This window comes from Pseudomonas sp. McL0111 (assembly GCF_052567255.1).
Genome location: NZ_CP199585.1, coordinates 1,860,138 through 1,879,383, shown reverse-complemented (window position 1 = coordinate 1,879,383; position 19,246 = coordinate 1,860,138). Strand labels below are relative to the sequence as shown.

16 protein-coding genes are annotated in these 19,246 nt (G+C 59.5%); 5 read left to right on the top strand and 11 right to left on the bottom strand.

From position 1 onward, the window contains the following. Positions 1 to 7: 7 nt before the first annotated feature. The 7 genes from ssuB to ACTWLJ_RS08450 form a co-directional block, all read right to left on the bottom strand. A complete protein-coding gene (gene ssuB / locus ACTWLJ_RS08480; protein WP_445180525.1) occupies positions 8 to 814 on the bottom strand; it encodes an aliphatic sulfonates ABC transporter ATP-binding protein in 807 nt (268 codons plus the stop codon). Then, positions 811 to 1,593 (bottom strand): aliphatic sulfonate ABC transporter permease SsuC, encoded by a 783-nt coding sequence (gene ssuC / locus ACTWLJ_RS08475; RefSeq protein ID WP_003229260.1) that lies wholly within the window; start codon positions 1,591 to 1,593, stop codon positions 811 to 813. Before ssuC ends, ssuB begins: the two co-directional genes overlap by 4 nt. 8 nt (positions 1,594 to 1,601) lie before the next feature. Continuing rightward, positions 1,602 to 2,750, bottom strand: a complete 1,149-nt coding sequence (ssuD, locus tag ACTWLJ_RS08470; RefSeq protein ID WP_445180524.1) for an FMNH2-dependent alkanesulfonate monooxygenase — start codon at positions 2,748 to 2,750, stop codon at positions 1,602 to 1,604. A gap of 25 nt (positions 2,751 to 2,775) precedes the next feature. Further along, on the bottom strand, positions 2,776 to 3,750 hold the full coding sequence (locus ACTWLJ_RS08465) for a sulfonate ABC transporter substrate-binding protein (RefSeq protein ID WP_445180523.1): 975 nt from the start codon (positions 3,748 to 3,750) through the stop codon (positions 2,776 to 2,778). A gap of 91 nt (positions 3,751 to 3,841) precedes the next feature. After that, positions 3,842 to 4,435, bottom strand: a complete 594-nt coding sequence (gene ssuE / locus ACTWLJ_RS08460; protein WP_445180522.1) for an NADPH-dependent FMN reductase — start codon at positions 4,433 to 4,435, stop codon at positions 3,842 to 3,844. Between the two features lie 331 nt (positions 4,436 to 4,766). Continuing rightward, complete coding sequence (locus tag ACTWLJ_RS08455) at positions 4,767 to 5,405, bottom strand: peroxiredoxin (protein ID WP_401212722.1); 639 nt, start codon at positions 5,403 to 5,405, stop codon at positions 4,767 to 4,769. 294 nt (positions 5,406 to 5,699) lie between these two features. After that, positions 5,700 to 7,100: an OprD family porin gene (locus ACTWLJ_RS08450; RefSeq protein ID WP_445180521.1), complete on the bottom strand. Its 1,401-nt coding sequence runs from the start codon at positions 7,098 to 7,100 to the stop codon at positions 5,700 to 5,702. 367 nt (positions 7,101 to 7,467) lie between these two features. On the opposite strand from ACTWLJ_RS08450, the gene tauA reads away from it, so the two are divergent. After that, on the top strand, positions 7,468 to 8,454 hold the full coding sequence (tauA, locus tag ACTWLJ_RS08445) for a taurine ABC transporter substrate-binding protein (protein WP_445180520.1): 987 nt from the start codon (positions 7,468 to 7,470) through the stop codon (positions 8,452 to 8,454). A gap of 126 nt (positions 8,455 to 8,580) precedes the next feature. Here tauA and argA read toward each other — a convergent pair whose 3' ends face one another. Beyond that, the gene (argA, locus tag ACTWLJ_RS08440; RefSeq protein ID WP_445180519.1) at positions 8,581 to 9,879 is read right to left on the bottom strand and encodes an amino-acid N-acetyltransferase; all 1,299 of its coding nucleotides are present in this window, start codon (positions 9,877 to 9,879) and stop codon (positions 8,581 to 8,583) included. 262 nt (positions 9,880 to 10,141) lie between these two features. Further along, on the bottom strand, positions 10,142 to 11,311 hold the full coding sequence (gene argE, locus ACTWLJ_RS08435; protein WP_401212733.1) for an acetylornithine deacetylase: 1,170 nt from the start codon (positions 11,309 to 11,311) through the stop codon (positions 10,142 to 10,144). Positions 11,312 to 11,467: 156 nt separating this feature from the next. Here argE and ACTWLJ_RS08430 point away from each other — a divergent pair, with 156 nt between their 5' ends. Then, positions 11,468 to 12,838, top strand: a complete 1,371-nt coding sequence (locus ACTWLJ_RS08430) for a CYTH domain-containing protein (RefSeq protein WP_445180518.1) — start codon at positions 11,468 to 11,470, stop codon at positions 12,836 to 12,838. Positions 12,839 to 12,939: 101 nt separating this feature from the next. Here the strand turns inward: ACTWLJ_RS08430 and ACTWLJ_RS08425 are convergent, their stop codons facing one another. Next, positions 12,940 to 13,404 carry an Lrp/AsnC family transcriptional regulator gene (locus ACTWLJ_RS08425; protein ID WP_027610503.1) on the bottom strand — a complete coding sequence of 155 codons (465 nt, stop codon included), beginning with the start codon at positions 13,402 to 13,404 and terminating at the stop codon, positions 12,940 to 12,942. Positions 13,405 to 13,531: 127 nt separating this feature from the next. On the opposite strand from ACTWLJ_RS08425, the gene ACTWLJ_RS08420 reads away from it, so the two are divergent. From ACTWLJ_RS08420 to ACTWLJ_RS08410, 3 genes are all read left to right on the top strand, one after another. After that, on the top strand, positions 13,532 to 13,870 hold the full coding sequence (locus tag ACTWLJ_RS08420) for a hypothetical protein (protein WP_445180517.1): 339 nt from the start codon (positions 13,532 to 13,534) through the stop codon (positions 13,868 to 13,870). A 92-nt stretch (positions 13,871 to 13,962) separates the two neighbouring features. Beyond that, on the top strand, positions 13,963 to 15,747 hold the full coding sequence (locus tag ACTWLJ_RS08415; protein ID WP_401212741.1) for a GspE/PulE family protein: 1,785 nt from the start codon (positions 13,963 to 13,965) through the stop codon (positions 15,745 to 15,747). A 68-nt stretch (positions 15,748 to 15,815) separates the two neighbouring features. Next, positions 15,816 to 16,136 (top strand): DUF2388 domain-containing protein, encoded by a 321-nt coding sequence (locus ACTWLJ_RS08410; protein WP_169843014.1) that lies wholly within the window; start codon positions 15,816 to 15,818, stop codon positions 16,134 to 16,136. A gap of 188 nt (positions 16,137 to 16,324) precedes the next feature. On the opposite strand, the gene gcvP is transcribed toward ACTWLJ_RS08410, so the two are convergent. Further along, positions 16,325 to 19,198: an aminomethyl-transferring glycine dehydrogenase gene (gene gcvP / locus ACTWLJ_RS08405; protein WP_445180516.1), complete on the bottom strand. Its 2,874-nt coding sequence runs from the start codon at positions 19,196 to 19,198 to the stop codon at positions 16,325 to 16,327. Positions 19,199 to 19,246: the final 48 nt, after the last annotated feature.

Sequence of the window (19,246 nt, the reverse complement as noted above, 5' to 3'; positions counted from 1 at the left end):
GCTTGAGTTATTGAGCCCAACGCAATTGCGTAGGCAAGGGTGAAACAGGTTCCGGCTCCGGCGGTTCTCCGGGCAGGGACAAAACTCGGTTGAGCACTTCGGTTTCCAGTGATGCCAGGCGATGCGAGCCGCGTACTCGTGGACGCGGCAGCTCGACATGCAGGTCGAGCCCGACTTCGCCGTCCTCGATCAGAATCACCCGGTCGGCAATCGCCACGGCTTCGCTGACATCGTGAGTCACCAGCAACACCGTAAAACCGTGTTGCTGCCAAAGGCGTTCGATCAGTTGCTGCATTTCGATCCGGGTCAGCGCATCCAGCGCACCCAGCGGTTCGTCGAGCAACAGCAGACGCGGCTGATGGATCAGCGCCCGGGCCAACGCCACACGCTGCTTCTGTCCGCCGGACAAAGCGGCCGGCCATTCATTGGCGCGATCAGCCAGCCCCACGGCTTCCAGTGCGTCCAGCGCTTGTGGGCGCCAGTTACCCTTGAGGCCGAGACCGACGTTGTCGATGATCTTTTTCCAAGGCAGCAAGCGTGCTTCCTGAAACATCAGGCGGGTGTCTTCCCGCGCATCACTGAGCGGTGCAGCACCGGCCAGCAAGTCGCCGCCGGTGGGTTGATCAAGCCCGGCGAGCAAGCGCAACAAGGTGCTTTTACCGCAGCCACTGCGACCGACCACGGCGACGAATTGCCCCGCCGGAATATGCAGATCGATGTTGCGCAGCACCTGCCGCGCACCGAAGGTCTTTTGCAGATTGCGCACCGCCAGCGGAATCCCGCGCAGCAGGCGTGGAGGTTGTTGAGCGGTCATGCCGCACCTCCTTTAGCAACCTGATAGGCCGGGTGCCAGCGCAACCAGACACGTTCAAGTCCACGGGCGGCCAGGTCTGCCAGTTTGCCGAGCACCGCGTAAAGCAGGATCGCCAGCACCACCACGTCGGTCTGCAAAAATTCGCGGGCGTTCATTGCCAGATATCCGATGCCGGAGCTGGCAGAAATGGTTTCGGCAACGATCAACGTCAACCACATAAAGCCCAAAGCGAAGCGCACACCGACCAGAATCGAAGGCAGCGCACCCGGCAGAATCACTTGCCAGAACAGGCTGAACCCGGACAGGCCATAACTGCGCGCCATCTCCACCAGCGCCGGATCGACGTTGCGAATGCCGTGATAGGTATTGAGGTAGATCGGGAACAATGTGCCGAGCGCTACCAGAAAAATCTTCGCCGATTCGTCGATGCCGAACCAAAGGATCACCAGTGGAATCAGCGCCAGATGCGGCACGTTGCGGATCATCTGCACCGAACTGTCGAGCAGGCGTTCGCCCCACTTCGACAGACCGGTGATGAAACCCAGCACCAGACCGATGCTGCCACCGATGGTGAAGCCCAGCGCCGCACGCCAGCCGCTGATCGCCAGGTGCGTCCAGATTTCGCCACTGCGCACCAGACTGACCCCGGCCTCGATCACTGCCACCGGAGCCGGCAGAATCCGCGTCGACAACCAACCCGCCGACACCGACAACTGCCACACCGCCAGCAACAACACCGGCAACGCCCAGGGCGCGAGGCTGTGGATAATTTTCTTCATGGCGCGCCTCAGCTCTGCGACGCGGCTTTGGGAAGAATGTCGTTGGCCACCATCTCACCGAACGGGCTGACGTAACCGGCGCCTTTTGGCAGTTCCGGGCGCTCGATATCGAGGTGCGGGAACAGCAGTTCAGCGACGCGGTACGACTCTTCGAGGTGTGGATAACCGGAGAAGATAAAGGTGTCGATGCCCAGGTCGGCGTACTCCTTGACCCGTGCCGCGACGGTCGGACCATCGCCCACCAGCGCAGTGCCAGCACCGCCACGCACCAGACCGACACCGGCCCACAGGTTCGGGCTGACTTCCAGATTGTCGCGACTGCCACCGTGCAGTGCGGCCATGCGCTGCTGACCCACCGAATCGAAGCGCGCCAGCGAGGCTTGAGCACGTTTGATGGTCTCGTCGTCGAGATGCGAGATCAGCCGATCCGCCGCTTGCCAGGCTTCGGCGTTGGTTTCACGCACAATCACATGCAGACGAATACCGAAACGCACGGTGCGCCCGAGCTTGGCCGCTTTGGCGCGCACTTGCTCGATCTTCTCGGCCACTGCCGCTGGCGGCTCGCCCCAGGTCAGAACCATTTCCACCTGCTCGGCGGCCAGATCCTGCGCAGCTTCGGAAGATCCACCGAAGTACAGCGGTGGCCGCGGTTGCTGGATCGGCGGATAAAGTAGTTTCGCGCCCTTCACGCTGATGTGCTGACCGTCATAATCGACGGTTTCACCTTCCAGCACGCGGCGCCAGATCCGAGTGAATTCCACCGAGGCTTGATAACGCTCTTCATGGCTGAGAAACAGACCGTCACCGGCCAGTTCTTCCGGGTCACCGCCAGTCACCAGATTGAACAGCGCACGACCGCCGGACAGGCGATCCAGTGTCGCTGCCTGCCGCGCCGCGACCGTCGGGGAAATGATCCCGGGGCGCAGGGCAACAAGGAATTTCAGGCGCTGAGTCACCGGGATCAGCGACGCGGCTACCAGCCACGAGTCTTCGCAGGAACGGCCAGTAGGAATAAGCACCCCGCCGAAACCCAGACGATCCGCCGCTTGCGCGACCTGTTGCAGATAACCGTGGTCGACGGCGCGAGCGCCTTCAGCGGTGCCAAGGTAATGGCCGTCGCCGTGGGTAGGCAGGAACCAGAAAATATTGAGGCTCATGGAGTGGTCTCCTTGGGGATTCGAGTTACTGGGCTTGGGAGCTTTGGGCCACAGCGGCCGGGGGTGTCCAGATCACATCCTTGATGCTCAACGGCTTGGGAATCAGCTTGAGCTGGTAGAAGGTGTCGGCGATTTTTTGCTGCGCGGCGACCACTTCCGGGGTCAGGAACAGCGCGCCATAGCCCTGGCGTTTCACCGAGGTCAGGGTGATGTCCGCCGGCAGGCCGAGCAGTGGCGAAACCTGTTCAGTCACTTCTTCAGGATTGGCCTTGGACCATTCGCCGACGGCGCGCACTTCTTCAACCAGGGCTTTGATCACCTCGGGATTTTTCTGTGCGTAGGGTTTGGTCGCCAGGTAGAACTGGTGGTTATCGACGATGCCTTTGCCGTCACGCAGGGTCTGCGCTTGCAACTGTTGTTCGGCGGCGGCCTGGTACGGGTCCCAGATCACCCAGGCATCGACGCTGCCACGTTCGAACGCGGCGCGTGCATCGGCCGGCGGCAGGAATACGGTTTGAATGTCGGTGTATTTGAGGCCGGCATCTTCCAGAGCGCGCACCAGCAGGTAGTGCACGTTGGAGCCTTTGTTCAGGACGACTTTTTTGCCCTTCAGATCCGCCACCGATTTGATCGGCGAGCCTTTCGGTACGAGGATCGCTTCGCTGTTTGGCGCTGGCGGTTCGTAGGCAACGTAGAGCAGATCGGCACCCGCCGCCTGAGCGAACACCGGAGGCGTTTCGCCGGTAACGCCGAAGTCGATCGAGCCGACGTTCAGGCCTTCCAGCAGTTGCGGGCCGCCCGGGAATTCAGTCCATTGCACATCGACGCCTTGCGCAGCCAGACGTTTTTCCAGAGTGCCTTTGGCTTTGAGCAGCACCAGCGTGCCGTACTTCTGATAGCCGATACGCAATGTATCGGCTTGAGCTTGAGTGATGGCGCCTAAGGACACAGCCGCAGCAAACAGAGCGACCAGACCACGACGCAAAAATACAGTGCGCATAGCGCTCTCCTTTTTTGCTGTTGGGTATTGGCTGCACCTGCTTGCCCGTTAGCGGGCGAGTAAGGCCAGTTACATCAAGTTCGGGTGACGCTCAAATGCTCCAGCGAGCACTCAACAAACGTTCATTCAACAGGCCCGGCTCCAGCGGTTTCGGCCGGCGGGCCATGGCGCTGACAAACTGGTCCAGCGCTTCATGCAGTCGCTGCTCCAGTGCCGGCGCCAGTTGCGCCGCAGAGCTGCCTTCGCCGTAAGCGATCTGGCTATCCTCGGCGAAAATCCCTTGCAGCATTTCCTGCGCCTTCAATGCCGACAACACTGGCTTGAGCGCGTAATCGACCACCAGCATGTGGGCGATGCTGCCGCCAGTGGCCATCGGCAAAACAATCTTGTGATTCAGGGCACGCTCGGGCAGCAGATCCAGCACGGTTTTCAGCGCCCCGGAAAACGAGGCCTTGTATACCGGCGTGGCAATCAGCAGCCCATCTGCGTTTTCAATCTGTTGCAGCAGGTTGAGTACCTTCGGACTGTCGAAGCGGGCGTGGAGCAAATCTTCGGCCGGGAAGTCCCGCACCTGATAACTCACCACTTCCACCCCTTGTTGCTGCAACCAGTGTTGCGAGCGTTCCAGCAGCACCCCGGAACGGGAGCGCAGGCTGGGACTGCCACCGAGTGAGACAACCAGCATTCAGACAATTCCTTGGACGGTACAGGCGATTCGCGGGTTGCGATCTCGCTTCGATGGAGTGACCTTAACAGCTGATTTATATATCCATAAATCATATTTATTCATTTGGTTATGCGTTTTGGAGATATGCGGTTCAGCTTCTTTCGGGCGAAAAAAAAGGCCGTCGGAACGGCCTGAAATCCCCTGCTTCGTGGATGATACAAACTGAAATTCGTGTTGATTGATCCGACGCCTTCGCGAGCAAGCTCGCTCCCACAGAGGAACGCATTACAAATGTGGGAGCGAGCTTGCTCGCGAAAGCGGTGGTCGCTATATCGCCAATCTCACCGACTCATTTGTTCGGCTGCGGCGTCAGGCGCAGGTACGGCTTCACCGCGCGATAACCCTTGGGAAAGCGCTTCTTGATCTCTTCCTCGTCCTTGAGCGACGGCACGATCACCACCTCGTCACCGTCCTGCCAGTTGGCCGGTGTGGCCACCTTGTAGTTGTCGGTGAGTTGCAACGAATCGATGACCCGCAGGATCTCGTGGAAATTGCGCCCGGTGCTCGCCGGATAAGTGATGGTCAGACGAATCTTCTTGTTCGGATCGATCACGAACAGCGAGCGCACAGTGAGGGTGTCACTGGCATTCGGATGGATCAGATCGTAGAGGTCCGAGACCTTGCGATCAGCGTCCGCCAGGATCGGGAAGTTGACGATGGTGTTCTGGGTTTCGTTGATGTCTTCGATCCACTTGTGGTGCGAGTCCACCGGGTCGACCGACAGCGCAATGGCTTTGACGCCGCGCTTGCTGAACTCATCCTTGAGCTTGGCGGTGAAGCCCAGCTCGGTGGTGCACACCGGCGTGAAGTCCGCCGGATGGGAAAACAGCACGCCCCAGCTATCGCCCAGCCACTCGTGAAAACGAATCTTGCCAGCGCTGGAATCCTGTTCGAAATCGGGTGCGATGTCGCCGAGTCTGAGGCTCATGGTGCTGCTCCTGATGAATTGTTGTAGGACTCAACTGTAGCTCGGCTTTTGTGCTTAACAAAAAGAATAAATAAATAGATATTTAGATCTTAAAAGAATATTAAACATCTGTTCACTGGACGCTCGGCACCAAGACGACGAACATCGCCCCAGGGTTCGAGAAGGCCTTGAGTTGCTTTAAAGAGGGGAATTTCGGGGAGGACTTACGGGGGTGAGTCTGACTCGAAAACGCAAAAGCCCCGTCCGGCGCGATGCCGGACGGGGCTTTTTCACATCAGCAGCTTGAGCGCGCTATTACAACAGCGGGATCGAGTAGCTGACGATCAGGCGGTTTTCGTCCTGGTCGCGTTGGCCTGGAATGTCGTTGCGCCACATTGCGTTTTTCCACATCAGGCCGAGGTTTTTCAGCGGACCTTCTGGTACGACGTAACCTACGGTCAAGTCGCGTTCCCACTCGGAACGGCCAGTAGCGTTGACAGTGACCTGGTTGTAGCCGACCTTGCCGGAAGTGTCGATGTTATCGCCACGCAGGTAAACCATACCGGCTGTCAGGCCAGGGACGCCAACTTTGGCGAAGTCATACGAGTAGCGAGCCTGCCAGGTACGTTCGCCAGCGCGGCCGAACTTCTGGATTTGCATGTCGGTAATTGTGTAGTTCGACGAACCGTCACCTTGGTTCAGCCATGGGAAGTCGCTGTCGCCATTGCTGACCTGATAACCGCCACCGAAAGTATGACCTTCAACGGTGTACAGGAACAGGCCGCTGTACAGGTTGTTATCGACTTTGCCTTTGGTGATGCCAGTGCCGTAATCACCAGTGGTGAAGTAGTTGGCATCGTGACCATTCTTACCATCGTCACGGCTGTTGAAGTAACGGAAGTCAGACTTCAACACGCCCGGGCCGATTGCCCAGTTGTGAACCAGACCCAGGAAGTGCTGCTTGTAGAAATCTTCCAGGTTGCCGTAGTAGTACTGGGCCGTCAGGTCTTTGGTGATTTTGTAGTCACCACCTGCGTAGATGAACTTGTTGCTGTCGCGGCCGGCGGCGGTACGACCGTTGGCACCGTTGATCGACAGCTGTTCGTTGTTGCTCGAGTTACGACCTTTGACCGCTTCGATCTGACCGCCAACCAGCGTCAGGTCTTTGATGTCACCGGAAGTGATCTGGCCACCCTGCCAGGTTTGCGGCAGCAAACGACCATCGTTGGTCACGATAACCGGGTTTTTAGGCTGCAGAGTACCCAGCTTCAATTCGGTCTGGGAGATCTTGGCTTTGGCAGTCAGGCCCAAGCTCGAGAAGTCATCAACAGCTTCGCCGTTGGATTTGCTTGGGAAAACAGTGCCGCCGTAAGAACCGTAGTTGGTAGCGGTTTTTGGCGAAGCACCGTTAGTACCACCACCGGAATCCAGGCGCACACCCAGCAGACCGATAGCATCAATACCGAAGCCTACAGTGCCTTGGGTGTAACCAGAGATGAAACGCAGATCAAACGCCTGGCCCCATTCTTCTTGCTTGCTCTGAACACCAGCACGCTTGTTGGCAGGAGCGTTGACGTCGCCGTCACGGTTATCAGTGTTGATGTAGAAGTTACGCAGACCCAGAGTGGCCTTGCTGTCTTCGATGAAACCGGCTGCGCCTGCCTGCTGCGCAATAACCCCAACAGCCACGGCCAGGGCCAAGGTGGACTTGTTCATGTATCGCTCCTCTCGTTTCTAATTCTTGTGTTCCTGGTTCGGGGTCGAATGCCCTGAATCCTAAGATGCGCGATTAGCGCCAGACCGTGACTGACAAGTCAATCGTAACCTTGTGTGTCTACGACCATCGTCTAATCGCAGTGATTTGGTCCCTGCAGGTTAAAGATTTCCTGTTAACTCCAAAAAGAATTATTTAATTCTTTTTCATACCATTCAGGAATATGGCCGAGTAATGGCCTTTTGAGCCTGGACACAGAGTATCGGCTACTAAGCTCATTCCTAAATGGTATTTGTTCGCCATTTTTTAGATCGATTAGCTTTGGCGTAAACCCCACACGTCAAACCCTTTCGAAAAGGCGACGCCATAATGGCCAAACGCGCACTATCCAGTCAATTTGTTACAGTTTGTGTGTCAGTAATAATTTCCTTCTCCGCTCAGGCCTCTAACCTCACCGTCGGTTATCAAACCGGTATCGACCCGAGCAAAGTGCCCCAGGCCGACGGCGTCTACGAACAAACCATTGGCCAGAAAATCGACTGGCGTCGCTTCAACAGCGGCCCGGAAGTTGTGACAGCCATTGCATCGGGCGATGTGCAGATCGGCAACCTCGGTTCCAGCCCGTTGGCCGCTGCCGCCTCGCGTAATCTGCCGATCGTCGCGTTCATTGTTTCGGCGCAAATCAATGCCGCCGAAGCACTGGTAGTGCGCAATGGCAGTGGCATCAATACCCCGCAGGATCTGGTCGGCAAAACCATCGCCACACCCTTCGTTTCCACTTCCCACTACAGCTTGCTCGGCGCGTTGAAGCACTGGGGGCTGGACGCCACCAAAGTCAAAGTGGTGAACCTGCAACCCGCTGAAATTGCCGCCGCGTGGAAGCGTGGCGACATTGATGGCGCGTTTGTCTGGTCGCCAGCGCTTGGTGAAATCCGCAAGACCGGCAAGACCCTGACCGACGCCGCACAAGTCGGCCAATGGGGCGCCCCAACCTTTGAAGTCTGGGTAGCCCGCAAGGACTTCGCCGAGAAGCATCCAGAAGTCGTGGCCAAATTTGCCAAGGTCACTCTAGACGCGTTCGCCGATTACGCCAGCCATAAAGACCAATGGACGGCAGAGTCCGAGCCTGTGCAGAAAATCGCCAAATTGACCGGTGCCAACGCGGCTGACGTGCCGGAATTGCTCGCCGGCTCAACGTTCCCGGATGCCAAGACGCAACAATCGAGCGCACTGCTGGAGGGCGGCACGGCGAAGGCGATTGGTGAAACGGCGAAGTTTTTGAAGGAACAGGGCAAGGTTGAAACGGTGCTGCCGGATTATTCGCCGTACGTCAGCGCCAAATTCGTTGCTGATTGACGCGTAACCCTGTGGCGAGGGGATTTATCCCCGTTGGACTGCGCAGCAGTCCCTTTTTTCGGGGCAGCTTCGCTGCCCAACGGGGATAAATCCCCTCGCCACAATAGTTACGCAGGGTCTTCTGTATCAAAGGGTCTTTTCGAAGATCTTCGAATTACGCTGATAGTTGTACAGCGAGGCCCGCGCCGCCGGCAGCCGCTCGACGCTGCTCGGCTCGAAACCGCGCTCGCGGAACCAGTGCGCCGTCCGCGTGGTGAGAACGAACAGCGTCTTCAACCCTTGCGCCCGGGCACGGGTTTCGATGCGTTCGAGCAATTCATCACCACGACGGCCATGCCGATACTCGGGACTCACCGCCAGACACGCCAGCTCACCGGCATCCGAATCGGCAATCTGGTACAGCGCCGCGCAGGCGATGATCATCCCTTCACGCTCGACCACGCTGAACTGCTCGATCTCGCGCTCCAGCACTTCGCGGGAGCGACGCACCAAAATCCCCTGCTCTTCCAGTGGGCTGATCAAGTCGAGCAAACCGCCGACGTCTTCAATGGCCGCTTCACGCACCAGTTCGAATTGCTCCTGAGCAACCAGCGTACCGCCACCGTCACGGGTGAACAGTTCGGTCAGCAGTGCGCCGTCCTCGGCATAACTGACGATATGGCTGCGCGCCACGCCGCCACGGCAAGCTTCGGCGGCGGCATCCAGCAATTCCGCTTGATAGTTGCTGCCCAGACGCTGCAAATGCGCCGGCACCTGTTGCGGGCGTAGTTCACGCACCAGCCGACCGTTTTCATCGATCAGACCGAGATCCGCACCAAACAGCAGCAGTTTGTCGGCGCCCAGGTCGATGGCCGCACGTGTAGCGACGTCTTCGCAGGCCAGATTGAAAATCTCGCCAGTTGGCGAATAGCCCAGTGGCGACAGCAGTACGATAGAGCGCTCGTCGAGCAGGCGGTTGATGCCTTTGCGGTCGACCCGGCGCACTTCGCCGGTGTGGTGATAATCGACGCCTTCGAGCACACCGATCGGACGAGCGGTCACCAGATTGCCGCTGGCCACCCGCAGACGCGAGCCCTGCATCGGCGACGAAGCCATGTCCATCGACAGACGAGCCTCGATGGCGATACGCAGTTGGCCGACCGCGTCGATCACGCATTCAAGGGTTGCGGCATCGGTGATGCGCATTCCGTGGTGGTAATGCGGGGTCAGGCCGCGAGCGGCGAGGCGGGTTTCAATCTGTGGACGCGAACCGTGCACCAGCACCAGTCGCACACCGAGGCTGTGCAGCAAGACCAGGTCGTGGACGATGTTGCCGAAATTCGGATGCTCCACGCCGTCGCCGGGCAGCATGACGACGAAGGTGCAATCGCGGTGGGCATTGATGTAGGGAGACGCGTGACGAAGCCAATTGACGTATTCGGGCATGAACCTGGGCCTGTAATAAATAGCAGCCGGAAAAAAGGGCGAAACGGAAAACGCACAGCGGGCTGATGGTTATCGTCGGAACAGGCTTGGCGACACGCGCGCTCTCCTCATGAATACGGGTTGGGTTACCGGCAATTTACAGCGTTCGGTCAGACAAAACACAGTCTCCTGTAGGAGCCAGCCTGCTGGCGATAGGGTCGACTCATTTAACATGAATGTGTCAAACCTGACGCCATCGCCAGCAGGCTGGCTCCCACAGGAATTAACCAGACGGCACAGATGTTTTGTCCGGGGTCAGGCAGTAATGTTCAATCAACTGCCGTAATAGATGCACGGTAGGCTGCAAACGTGACATTTCGAGGTATTCGCCCGGCTGATGTGCGCAGGCGATATCACCGGGGCCGAGCACGATGGTTTCGCAGCCAAGGCGCTGAAGATAAGGCGCTTCGGTGCCGAACGCTACTGCTTCGGCGCGATGACCGGTGAGCTTTTCGGCAATCCGCACCAGTTCGGCGTCTTCGGCCTGCTCGAACGGCGGCACTTCAGGGAACAGCGGCGCGTAATCGATCTTCACCTGATGCCGTTCGGCAACCGGATTGAGCTTTTGCAGGATCGCTGCGCGCAGGGCTTTCGGGTCCATGCCCGGCAGCGGACGCAGGTCGAACTCCAGCGAACACTGGCCGCAGATGCGGTTGGGGTTGTCGCCGCCATGAATGCAGCCGAAGTTCATCGTCGGTTGTGGCACGCCGAATTGCGGGTTGTTGAACTCGCGCTGCCACAACAGGCGCAGGCCGCGCAGTTCGCCAATCGCATCGTGCATCGCCTCAAGCGCGCTGTGACCCAGGCGCGGATCGGAGGAATGACCGCTCTGCCCGAGAATGTCGATGCGTTCCATCATGATGCCTTTGTGCATACGAATCGGCTTGAGCCCGGTCGGCTCGCCGATCACTGCCGCCCTGCCCAACGGACGTCCGGCCTCGGCCAATGCGCGGGCGCCGGACATCGAGCTTTCTTCATCGCAAGTGGCGAGGATCAGCAGCGGTTGCTTGAACGGTTGGTCGAGCAGCGGCTGCACGGCTTCAATGATCAGCGCGAAGAAGCCCTTCATGTCACAACTGCCCAGGCCAACCCAGCGCCCGTCGACTTCGGTGAGTTTCAGCGGATCGGTCTGCCACAACGCGCCATCGAACGGCACCGTGTCGCTGTGCCCGGCCAATACCAGGCCACCGGGGCCCGAGCCGTAGCTGGCGAGCAGATTGAATTTACCGGGGCTGACCTGCTGGATGTCGCAACTGAAGCCCAGATCACCCAGCCAGGTCGCGAGCAAATCGATTACGGGCCGGTTGGATTGATCCAGGCTCGGCTGGGTACAGCTGACCGACGGCGCGGCGATCAACGCAGCGAACTGGTCTTTCATGGACGGCAAAGGCATCGCTGACTCCAACTCCCGATTTGAAGTCCATCATAGAACCATCCGGCGCCAGGAATAAACCGCCGCAAGGCGTAGGAAGGTTCAGTCCTGTACACTGCACGACCTTGGCAGCCACACATTCCCCCGGCTGCGCTCCCGATCCTGGATTTTCCGGCCATGCAGAAAGAAACCGAAATCAAACTCCGCGTCAGCCGCGAAACCCTCGCCGCCCTGCGCGAGCACCCGTTACTGAAAAAACGCAACAAAAGTGGCTGGGAACGCCGTGAGTTGATGAACCAGTACTTCGACACCCCAGAGCGCGACCTGGCCCAGGCCAAAGTCGCCCTGCGCCTGCGCAAGGATGGCGAAGAGGTGATTCAGACCCTCAAGACCCGTGGCCAGAGCGTCGCCGGCCTGTCCGAGCGTAACGAATACGACTGGCACCTGCCGAAAGCCAAGCTCGACGTGAAGAAACTCGACGGCGAATGCTGGCCCGAGTCCCTGGCCGAGCTGGACAAGAAAACCCTGAAGCCGATCTTCACCACCGACTTCGTGCGTGAACGCGCTGAAATCGCTTGGGGTCGCGGCAAGGCCAAAGTGGTCATCGAAGCCGCTTTGGACCTCGGCCACGTGGTGGTCGGCAAGCAGAAAGAAGAAATCTGCGAGCTGGAACTGGAATTGCGCGAAGGCGAGCCTGCCGCGCTGCTGGAACTGGCTGCCGAACTGGCCGAAACCCTCGCGCTGATGCCATGTGACATCAGCAAGGCCGAGCGCGGTTATCGCTTGTACGACGCCAACAGCTACTCGCTGAGCCTGCCGGCGCCAGAACTGACCGCCGAAACCCAGCTGGACGACGCGTTCGCCGCCCTGAGCTGGCACTTGCTCGGCAGCAGCCAGCGTCTGGCCGAACAGTATCGTTTCAACGGCCACTGGCGCCTGTTGCTGGACTGGGTCGAGAACCTTGCCGAACTGCGCGCCCTGCTGAGCAGCCTCGGCCAGGCCGCACCGCGTCAGTCGACTCACGACCTGCGCGTTGCGCTGGATGCCTTGCTCGAAGACTGGCGCCCGCTGGTGCAGGCCGGTATCGAAGATGAAGACGTGCGCAAAGCCGCGCCGGAGCAGTTCCTCGAAGAACTGGAAGACCCGCGCTGGGGCCTGTTCTCGCTGACCACTTCGCGCTGGCTGATGGCTCGCACCTGGACGGCTGATCGCAACACTCGCGGTAACCGCCAGGGTGGCGCGCAATTGCATAGCTGGTTGCCGCGTCTGCTCGGCGAAGAAGCTACCGCCCTGCAATTGCAGCGTTACCAGCAGCAGCCGGAAGATCTGGCCGAGCAACTGCCGCGCATCGAACGCATTCAGGTCTGGCTGCACCACGCACGTAACGTGCTGGAAATCCCGGAAATGGATCGCCTGTACGGTGAGCTGAACAAACTGGCGCAACTGGCCAACGAACCGACGATCACTGACGAACTGCTCGATGCACGCAAGCAGCAGGCGATTGCGGTTTACCAGAACCGTGCCTGGAAAATGCTCCTGCGTATGTAAGTCCGCCATCGCCAGCAGGCTGGCTCCCACATTGGTTTTGTGCGCACCACAAATCCCCTGTGGGAGCTAGCCCTGCTAGCGATCAGGCCAGCCGCCTCACCTCAAACCGGCAAACTGGTGGTCGACTTGATCTCCGACAACGCCACAATCGAGTTCACTTCCTGTATCCCCGGCACCAGCGACAGCTTCTCGAAGAAGAACCGCTCATACGCCTCGATGTCCGCCGCGACGATCCGCAACAGAAAATCCACCGCGCCCATCAGCACATAACACTCCAGCACTTCCGGAAAACCGCGAATCGCCTCGGTGAATTCGGTGAAGTTCGAACGCCCGTGGGCGTTGAGTTTGATCTCGGCGAAGATCTGCGTGTTCAAGCCGATTTTCTTCCGGTCCAGCAGGGTCACCTGCCCGCGAATGATCCCCTCCTCCTTCATCCGCTGTATCCGCCGCCAGCACGGCGACTGCGACAAGCCCACCTGCTCGGCGATCTGCGCACTGGACAGCGAAGCGTCCTCTTGCAGCAGGGCGAGAATCCTGCGGTCGTAGCTGTCCAGCTCGCTATGCATAGAAAAACCTCAAATTGATTATTTGGCGAATTGATTACGTCGATTACTCGCTGATAACGCTCATCATAGATAAGAAATACCCCGTACCGAATGTAAAAATTCCTCCAGAAAATCTGGAGACCCGCCAATGCCCCATCTCGAAGCCGTGCCCAGCGCCCCATTGCGCGCCGATGTCTGGAACGTCAGCAACACCCATTGCCTTGCGCAATATCAGCTTCTTGCCGAGGCCGAGCCGGATTTGCTGGTGCGGGTGCTGAACCTGTTCGCGCTGCAGTTCCTCACACCACAACAGGTCAATGTGCAGCGGCTCGACGATCTGCTGTCGGTCGATATCGTCATCGGCGGGCTGAGCTGGCACCGTGCGCAAGTGATCGCGGAAAAACTTCGTAACCTGATCAGCGTCTGTTCGGTGAACCTGCAAAACGCCGACATTGCTTGGGATGCGCCGTCGCAAGCGACCGGCTGACAAATCCGGCAATGGCTTCGTCGGGTAGTGGCCCAACGGTCTGCGGAGCCGCGACTATCCTTTGGCGCAATGTCGCTCAAAAGGAAGCCCGCATGTCCGTTCAACTTGCCACTCAGGACCGCTGGCTGGATCTCAACGATGTGTTGCGTGAACTGGTCGCCCAAGGCTTCATCAGCCAGGATTCGGCCGAGCAGGCGCTGAACGCTCGCCGCCGCCACGCCAGCAATGGTCAGCAACATCCGCTGGAGTTCATCGCCAGCCAGCAACTGGACGACCTCAGCCGTCCGGGGAAACATCTGGACCTCGAAAGCCTGACCCTGTGGCTGGCGCAGCAGGCTGGTCAGCCTTATTTGCGCATTGATCCGCTGAAGATCAACGTTGCCGCGATCACTCCGTTGATGTCCTACGCCTTTGCCCAACGGCACAAGATTCTCGCGGTCGCTGTCGATCGCGACAGCGTTACCGTGGCCAGCGCTCAACCCTACGTGACGGGATGGGAAGCCGACCTGACCCATGTGTTGAAGCTGCCGGTCAAACGGGTGGTCGCCAACCCGACCGATATCCAGCGTTTCAGCGTCGAGTTTTTCCGCCTCGCCAAATCGGTGAGCGGCGCGAGTAATGCCGATCAGCAGAGCGCTAATCTCGGCAACTTCGAACAACTGCTCAACCTTGGCGCCAGCGATCAGGAACCGGACGCCAACGACGCGCACATCGTCAACATCGTCGACTGGCTATTCCAGTACGCCTTCCAGCAGCGCGCCAGCGATATCCACATAGAGCCGCGCCGCGAGCACGGCACCGTGCGTTTTCGCATCGACGGCGTGCTGCACGACGTCTATCAATTTCCGCCGCAAGTGACCATGGCGATCGTCAGTCGCCTGAAAAGCCTCGGGCGAATGAACGTCGCCGAGAAGCGCAAACCGCAGGACGGTCGGGTCAAGACCAAGACCCCGGACGGCGGTGAAGTCGAGTTGCGCTTATCCACGCTGCCCACCGCGTTCGGCGAAAAAATGGTCATGCGGATCTTCGATCCGGAGGTGCTGCTGAAAAACTTCGACCAGCTCGGATTTTCCGCTGACGACCTGCGCCGCTGGCAGGACATGACGCGCCAGCCGAACGGCATCATCCTGGTCACCGGACCCACCGGTTCTGGCAAGACCACCACGCTGTACACCACGCTGAAAAAACTGGCGACGCCGCAGGTCAACCTCTGCACCATCGAAGATCCGATAGAAATGGTCGAACCTGCGTTCAACCAGATGCAGGTGCAGCACAACATCGACCTGACTTTTGCTGCCGGGGTGCGCGCGCTGATGCGACAGGACCCGGACATCATCATGATCGGCGAGATCCGCGATCTGGAAACCGCCGAAATGGCGATTCAGGCAGCGCTGACCGGCCACTTGGTGCTGTCGACGCTGCACACCAACGACGCACCGAGTGCGATCAGCCGTCTGCTGGAACTCGGCGTTCCGCATTACCTGATCAAGGCCACCGTACTCGGGGTCATGGCGCAGCGACTGGTGCGCACCTTGTGCCCGCACTGCAAGGCGCCACTGACCCTCGAAGAAGAAGACTGGCAAACCCTGACCCGCCCCTGGCAAGCGCCGTTGCCGAGTAACGCGCAACGCGCCATCGGCTGCCTGGAGTGCCGCGACACCGGTTACCACGGCCGCGCCGGGGTCTACGAAATCATGCAATTGAGCGACAGCCTCAAGGCCTTCATCACCCCGGATACCGACCTCAGCGCAATTCGCCGTCAGGCGTTCAAGGAAGGCATGCGCAGCCTGCGCCTGTCCGGCGCGCAGAAAGTCGCGGCGGGGCTGACCACGGTTGAGGAGGTGTTGCGGGTAACGCCGCAAAGCGAGCAGAGATAAAGCGGTCACGGAACCGGATCGGGTAAATGACGATCCAACGCCGTAGTTAACCCCCTTTGGAGTCACCCATCATGCGTCTCAAACTTGCTGTCGCCACTTTGGCCTTACTGTCTCTGCCCGTCGGGTCGGCAATGGCCGACAGCTTTTGGCGTAACGTCATCTCGTCCGGCGCCACCACCGGTTCGACTTATCTGACCTTCAAGGATCACAAGTTGATCGTCGCGGCTCAGGATGATGCCGGCAGCTTCGTTGCCAGTGACGGCGGTATCCGTGGGCCGTATCTGGAAGCGGCCATGCAGAAAGTCCGCGCCGACAACCCGGGCCTGCAAGCGACGGACATGGAACTGGCGAATGCGATTCTGGCGAAGAATGCCGTGGCTTCTGAATAAGCATCCGCAAACAAAAATGCCGCTCAACATGAGCGGCATTTTTTTGCCCCGAATCTCAGATTCGTCAGAGATCCCCTGTAGGAGTGAGCCTGCTCGCGATAGCGTTGTGTCAGGCGACATCGTCAGTGACTGATTAACCGCTATCGCGAGCAGGCTCACTCCTACACTGGATCTGTGTGGACTCGAAATCAGCGGTAATCATCCACCGGCACACACGCGCAGAACAGGTTGCGATCACCGTAGACATTGTCGACACGGTTCACCGCCGGCCAGTATTTGTGCGCCTTGGTATGTGCATCCGGCGTCACGCCTTGCTCGATGCTATACGGGCGTTCCCAGATGCCGGTGACATCCGCCAGGGTATGCGGCGCACCTTTGAGCGGGTTGTCCTCCGCCGGCCAGTTGCCGTTCTGCACCTCGGTGATTTCTGCGCGGATGCTGAGCATTGCCCCGATAAACCGGTCCAGTTCGGCCTTGGATTCGCTCTCTGTCGGTTCGACCATCAAGGTACCCGGCACCGGGAATGACATGGTCGGCGCATGGAAGCCGTAATCCATCAAGCGCTTGGCGACATCTTCCTCGCTGATCCCGGTCTGCGCCTTGAGTGGCCGCAGATCGAGAATGCATTCGTGCGCCACCCGCCCGTTACGGCCGGTGTACAACACTGGAAATGCACCGGATAAATGCTGCGCCAGGTAATTCGCCGCGAGAATCGCCACTTCGCTGGCGTCCGCCAGTTGCGGGCCCATCATCGCGATATACATCCAACTGATCGGCAGAATGCTCGCACTGCCCCACGGCGCCGCGCTGACCGCGCCGTTCTGCGGCAGCGGCCCGTCAATCGGCACCACCGGGTGATTGGCGACAAACGGCGCCAGATGCGCACGTATCCCGATGGGCCCCATGCCCGGCCCGCCGCCGCCATGGGGAATGCAGAAAGTCTTGTGCAGATTCATGTGCGACACGTCAGCACCGATATCCGCCGGACGCGCCAGCCCAACCTGCGCGTTAAGGTTGGCGCCGTCCATGTACACCTGACCGCCGTGCTTGTGGATAACTTCGCAGATCTCGCTGATGCCCTCCTCGTATACGCCGTGGGTCGAGGGATAAGTCGCCATCAGGCACGACAACTTGTCCCCCGCCTCGGCCGCTTTGCTTTTCAAGTCATCCAGATCAACGTTGCCTGCGGTGTCGCACTCGACAATCACCACGCGCATCCCGGCCATCTGCGCCGAGGCCGGGTTGGTGCCGTGGGCCGAGGACGGGATCAGGCAAATCTCCCGGGCACCCTGCTGGCGGCTCTCGTGGTATTTGCGGATCGCCAGCAGTCCGGCGTATTCGCCTTGTGCGCCGGAATTGGGCTGCATGCAGATCGCGTCAAACCCGGTGATCGCGCACAACCAGCGCTCCAGCTCTTCAATCATCAATGTGTAACCGACCGCCTGCTCCCGGGGTACGAAAGGGTGCAGATTGGCGAACTGCGGCCAGGTGATCGGGATCATTTCGCTGGTGGAGTTGAGTTTCATGGTGCAAGAGCCCAGCGGGATCATCGACTGGTTGAGCGCCAGATCCTTGTTCTCCAGTTGCTTAAGGTAGCGCAGCATCTCGGTTTCGCTGTGATGGGCGTTGAATACCGGGTGGCGCAGAAACGGCGTGCTGCGTTGCAGGTTGTCGGGAATCCCCAAGGTGAGTATCTCGCCGTCGAGCTCCTCGACGCTCAGACCATGATCGGCACCCAGCAACACATCGAACAGTCTGGCCACGGTGCTTTCATCACAGATCTCGTCGAGACTCAGGCCCAGACGGCCACGACCGAGAATCCGCAGATTGATCTGTGCTGCCTGCGCGCTTTCGATGATCGCGGTTTGCGCGCCACCAACCTCCAAAGTCAGCGTGTCGAAAAACTGCGCGTTCACCCGTTTGATCCCGTGACGCTCCAGGCCTGTCGCCAGAATGCAGGTCAGCCGATGCACGCGCTGGGCAATCCGCTTCAGCCCCTCGGGGCCGTGATACACCGCATAAAAACTGGCGATGTTGGCCAGCAGCACCTGCGCCGTGCAGATATTCGAATTGGCCTTCTCCCGACGAATATGTTGCTCGCGGGTTTGCAGGGCCATGCGTAACGCGACGTTGCCCCGGGCATCTTTTGAAACGCCGATGATCCGCCCCGGAATCGCCCGCTTGTATTCCTCGCGACTGGCGAAAAACGCTGCGTGCGGCCCGCCGTAGCCCATCGGTACACCAAAGCGCTGGGACGAACCGAACACTACGTCAGCGCCCAACTCGCCCGGCGGCGTCAGCAGCAACAAGCTCAGCAGATCGGTGGCGACGCAGGCCAGTGCTTGCTGCGCGTGCAGATGATCGATCAATGGCCGCAGATCGCGGACTTCACCGTGGGTGTCTGGATATTGCAGCAATGCACCGAACACCTGATGCTGCTTCAAGTTATCCACAGCATCGATAATCAACTCGAAGCCGAAACCTGCGGCGCGGGTCTGCACCACGGAAATGGTCTGTGGGTGGCAGTTCTCGTCGATGAAAAACACATTGCTCTTCGACTTCGCCACGCGTTTGGCCAGTGCCATGGCTTCTGCGGCGGCGGTGGCTTCGTCAAGCAGCGAGGCGTTGGCCAGTTCGAGGCCGGTGAGGTCGATGGTCAGTTGCTGGAAATTCAGCAGCGCTTCGAGCCGGCCTTGGGCGATTTCTGGTTGATAAGGCGTGTAAGCGGTGTACCAGCCAGGATTTTCCAGCACGTTGCGCAATATTACCGCCGGGGTCAGGGTGGCGTGGTAACCCATGCCGATCAGGCTGGTCCAGACCTGGTTCTGTTCGGCGTAACCGCGCAGTTTGGCCAGCGCCGCTTGTTCGTCGAGGGCCGGCGGCAGATCCAGCGCCCGATTGAAGCGGATACCGGGCGGTACCGTCTGTTCGATCAGCTCAATTCGACTGCCGAGACCAAGGCTCTCGAGCATCGCCTGTTGCTCGGCGACATCAGGCCCGAGGTGGCGGCGCAGGAAGGCGTTGGGGTCGCGTAACTGGCTCAGGGACGGCAACTGGGACATGACGGGCTCTCTCTTGGCTGGCGCTCGGCGTCAATGCAACACGGTCAA

Bases quoted from the DNA above. Each gene is read 5' to 3' on its own strand.
- ssuB (WP_445180525.1), bottom strand. From the start codon at position 814: ATGACCGCTCAACAACCTCCACGCCTGCTGCGCGGGATTCCGCTGGCG.
- ssuC (WP_003229260.1), bottom strand. From the start codon at position 1,593: ATGAAGAAAATTATCCACAGCCTCGCGCCCTGGGCGTTGCCGGTGTTG.
- ssuD (WP_445180524.1), bottom strand. From the start codon at position 2,750: ATGAGCCTCAATATTTTCTGGTTCCTGCCTACCCACGGCGACGGCCAT.
- ACTWLJ_RS08465 (WP_445180523.1), bottom strand. From the start codon at position 3,750: ATGCGCACTGTATTTTTGCGTCGTGGTCTGGTCGCTCTGTTTGCTGCG.
- ssuE (WP_445180522.1), bottom strand. From the start codon at position 4,435: ATGCTGGTTGTCTCACTCGGTGGCAGTCCCAGCCTGCGCTCCCGTTCC.
- ACTWLJ_RS08455 (WP_401212722.1), bottom strand. From the start codon at position 5,405: ATGAGCCTCAGACTCGGCGACATCGCACCCGATTTCGAACAGGATTCC.
- ACTWLJ_RS08450 (WP_445180521.1), bottom strand. From the start codon at position 7,100: ATGAACAAGTCCACCTTGGCCCTGGCCGTGGCTGTTGGGGTTATTGCG.
- tauA (WP_445180520.1), top strand. From the start codon at position 7,468: ATGGCCAAACGCGCACTATCCAGTCAATTTGTTACAGTTTGTGTGTCA.
- argA (WP_445180519.1), bottom strand. From the start codon at position 9,879: ATGCCCGAATACGTCAATTGGCTTCGTCACGCGTCTCCCTACATCAAT.
- argE (WP_401212733.1), bottom strand. From the start codon at position 11,311: ATGCCTTTGCCGTCCATGAAAGACCAGTTCGCTGCGTTGATCGCCGCG.
- ACTWLJ_RS08430 (WP_445180518.1), top strand. From the start codon at position 11,468: ATGCAGAAAGAAACCGAAATCAAACTCCGCGTCAGCCGCGAAACCCTC.
- ACTWLJ_RS08425 (WP_027610503.1), bottom strand. From the start codon at position 13,404: ATGCATAGCGAGCTGGACAGCTACGACCGCAGGATTCTCGCCCTGCTG.
- ACTWLJ_RS08420 (WP_445180517.1), top strand. From the start codon at position 13,532: ATGCCCCATCTCGAAGCCGTGCCCAGCGCCCCATTGCGCGCCGATGTC.
- ACTWLJ_RS08415 (WP_401212741.1), top strand. From the start codon at position 13,963: ATGTCCGTTCAACTTGCCACTCAGGACCGCTGGCTGGATCTCAACGAT.
- gcvP (WP_445180516.1), bottom strand. From the start codon at position 19,198: ATGTCCCAGTTGCCGTCCCTGAGCCAGTTACGCGACCCCAACGCCTTC.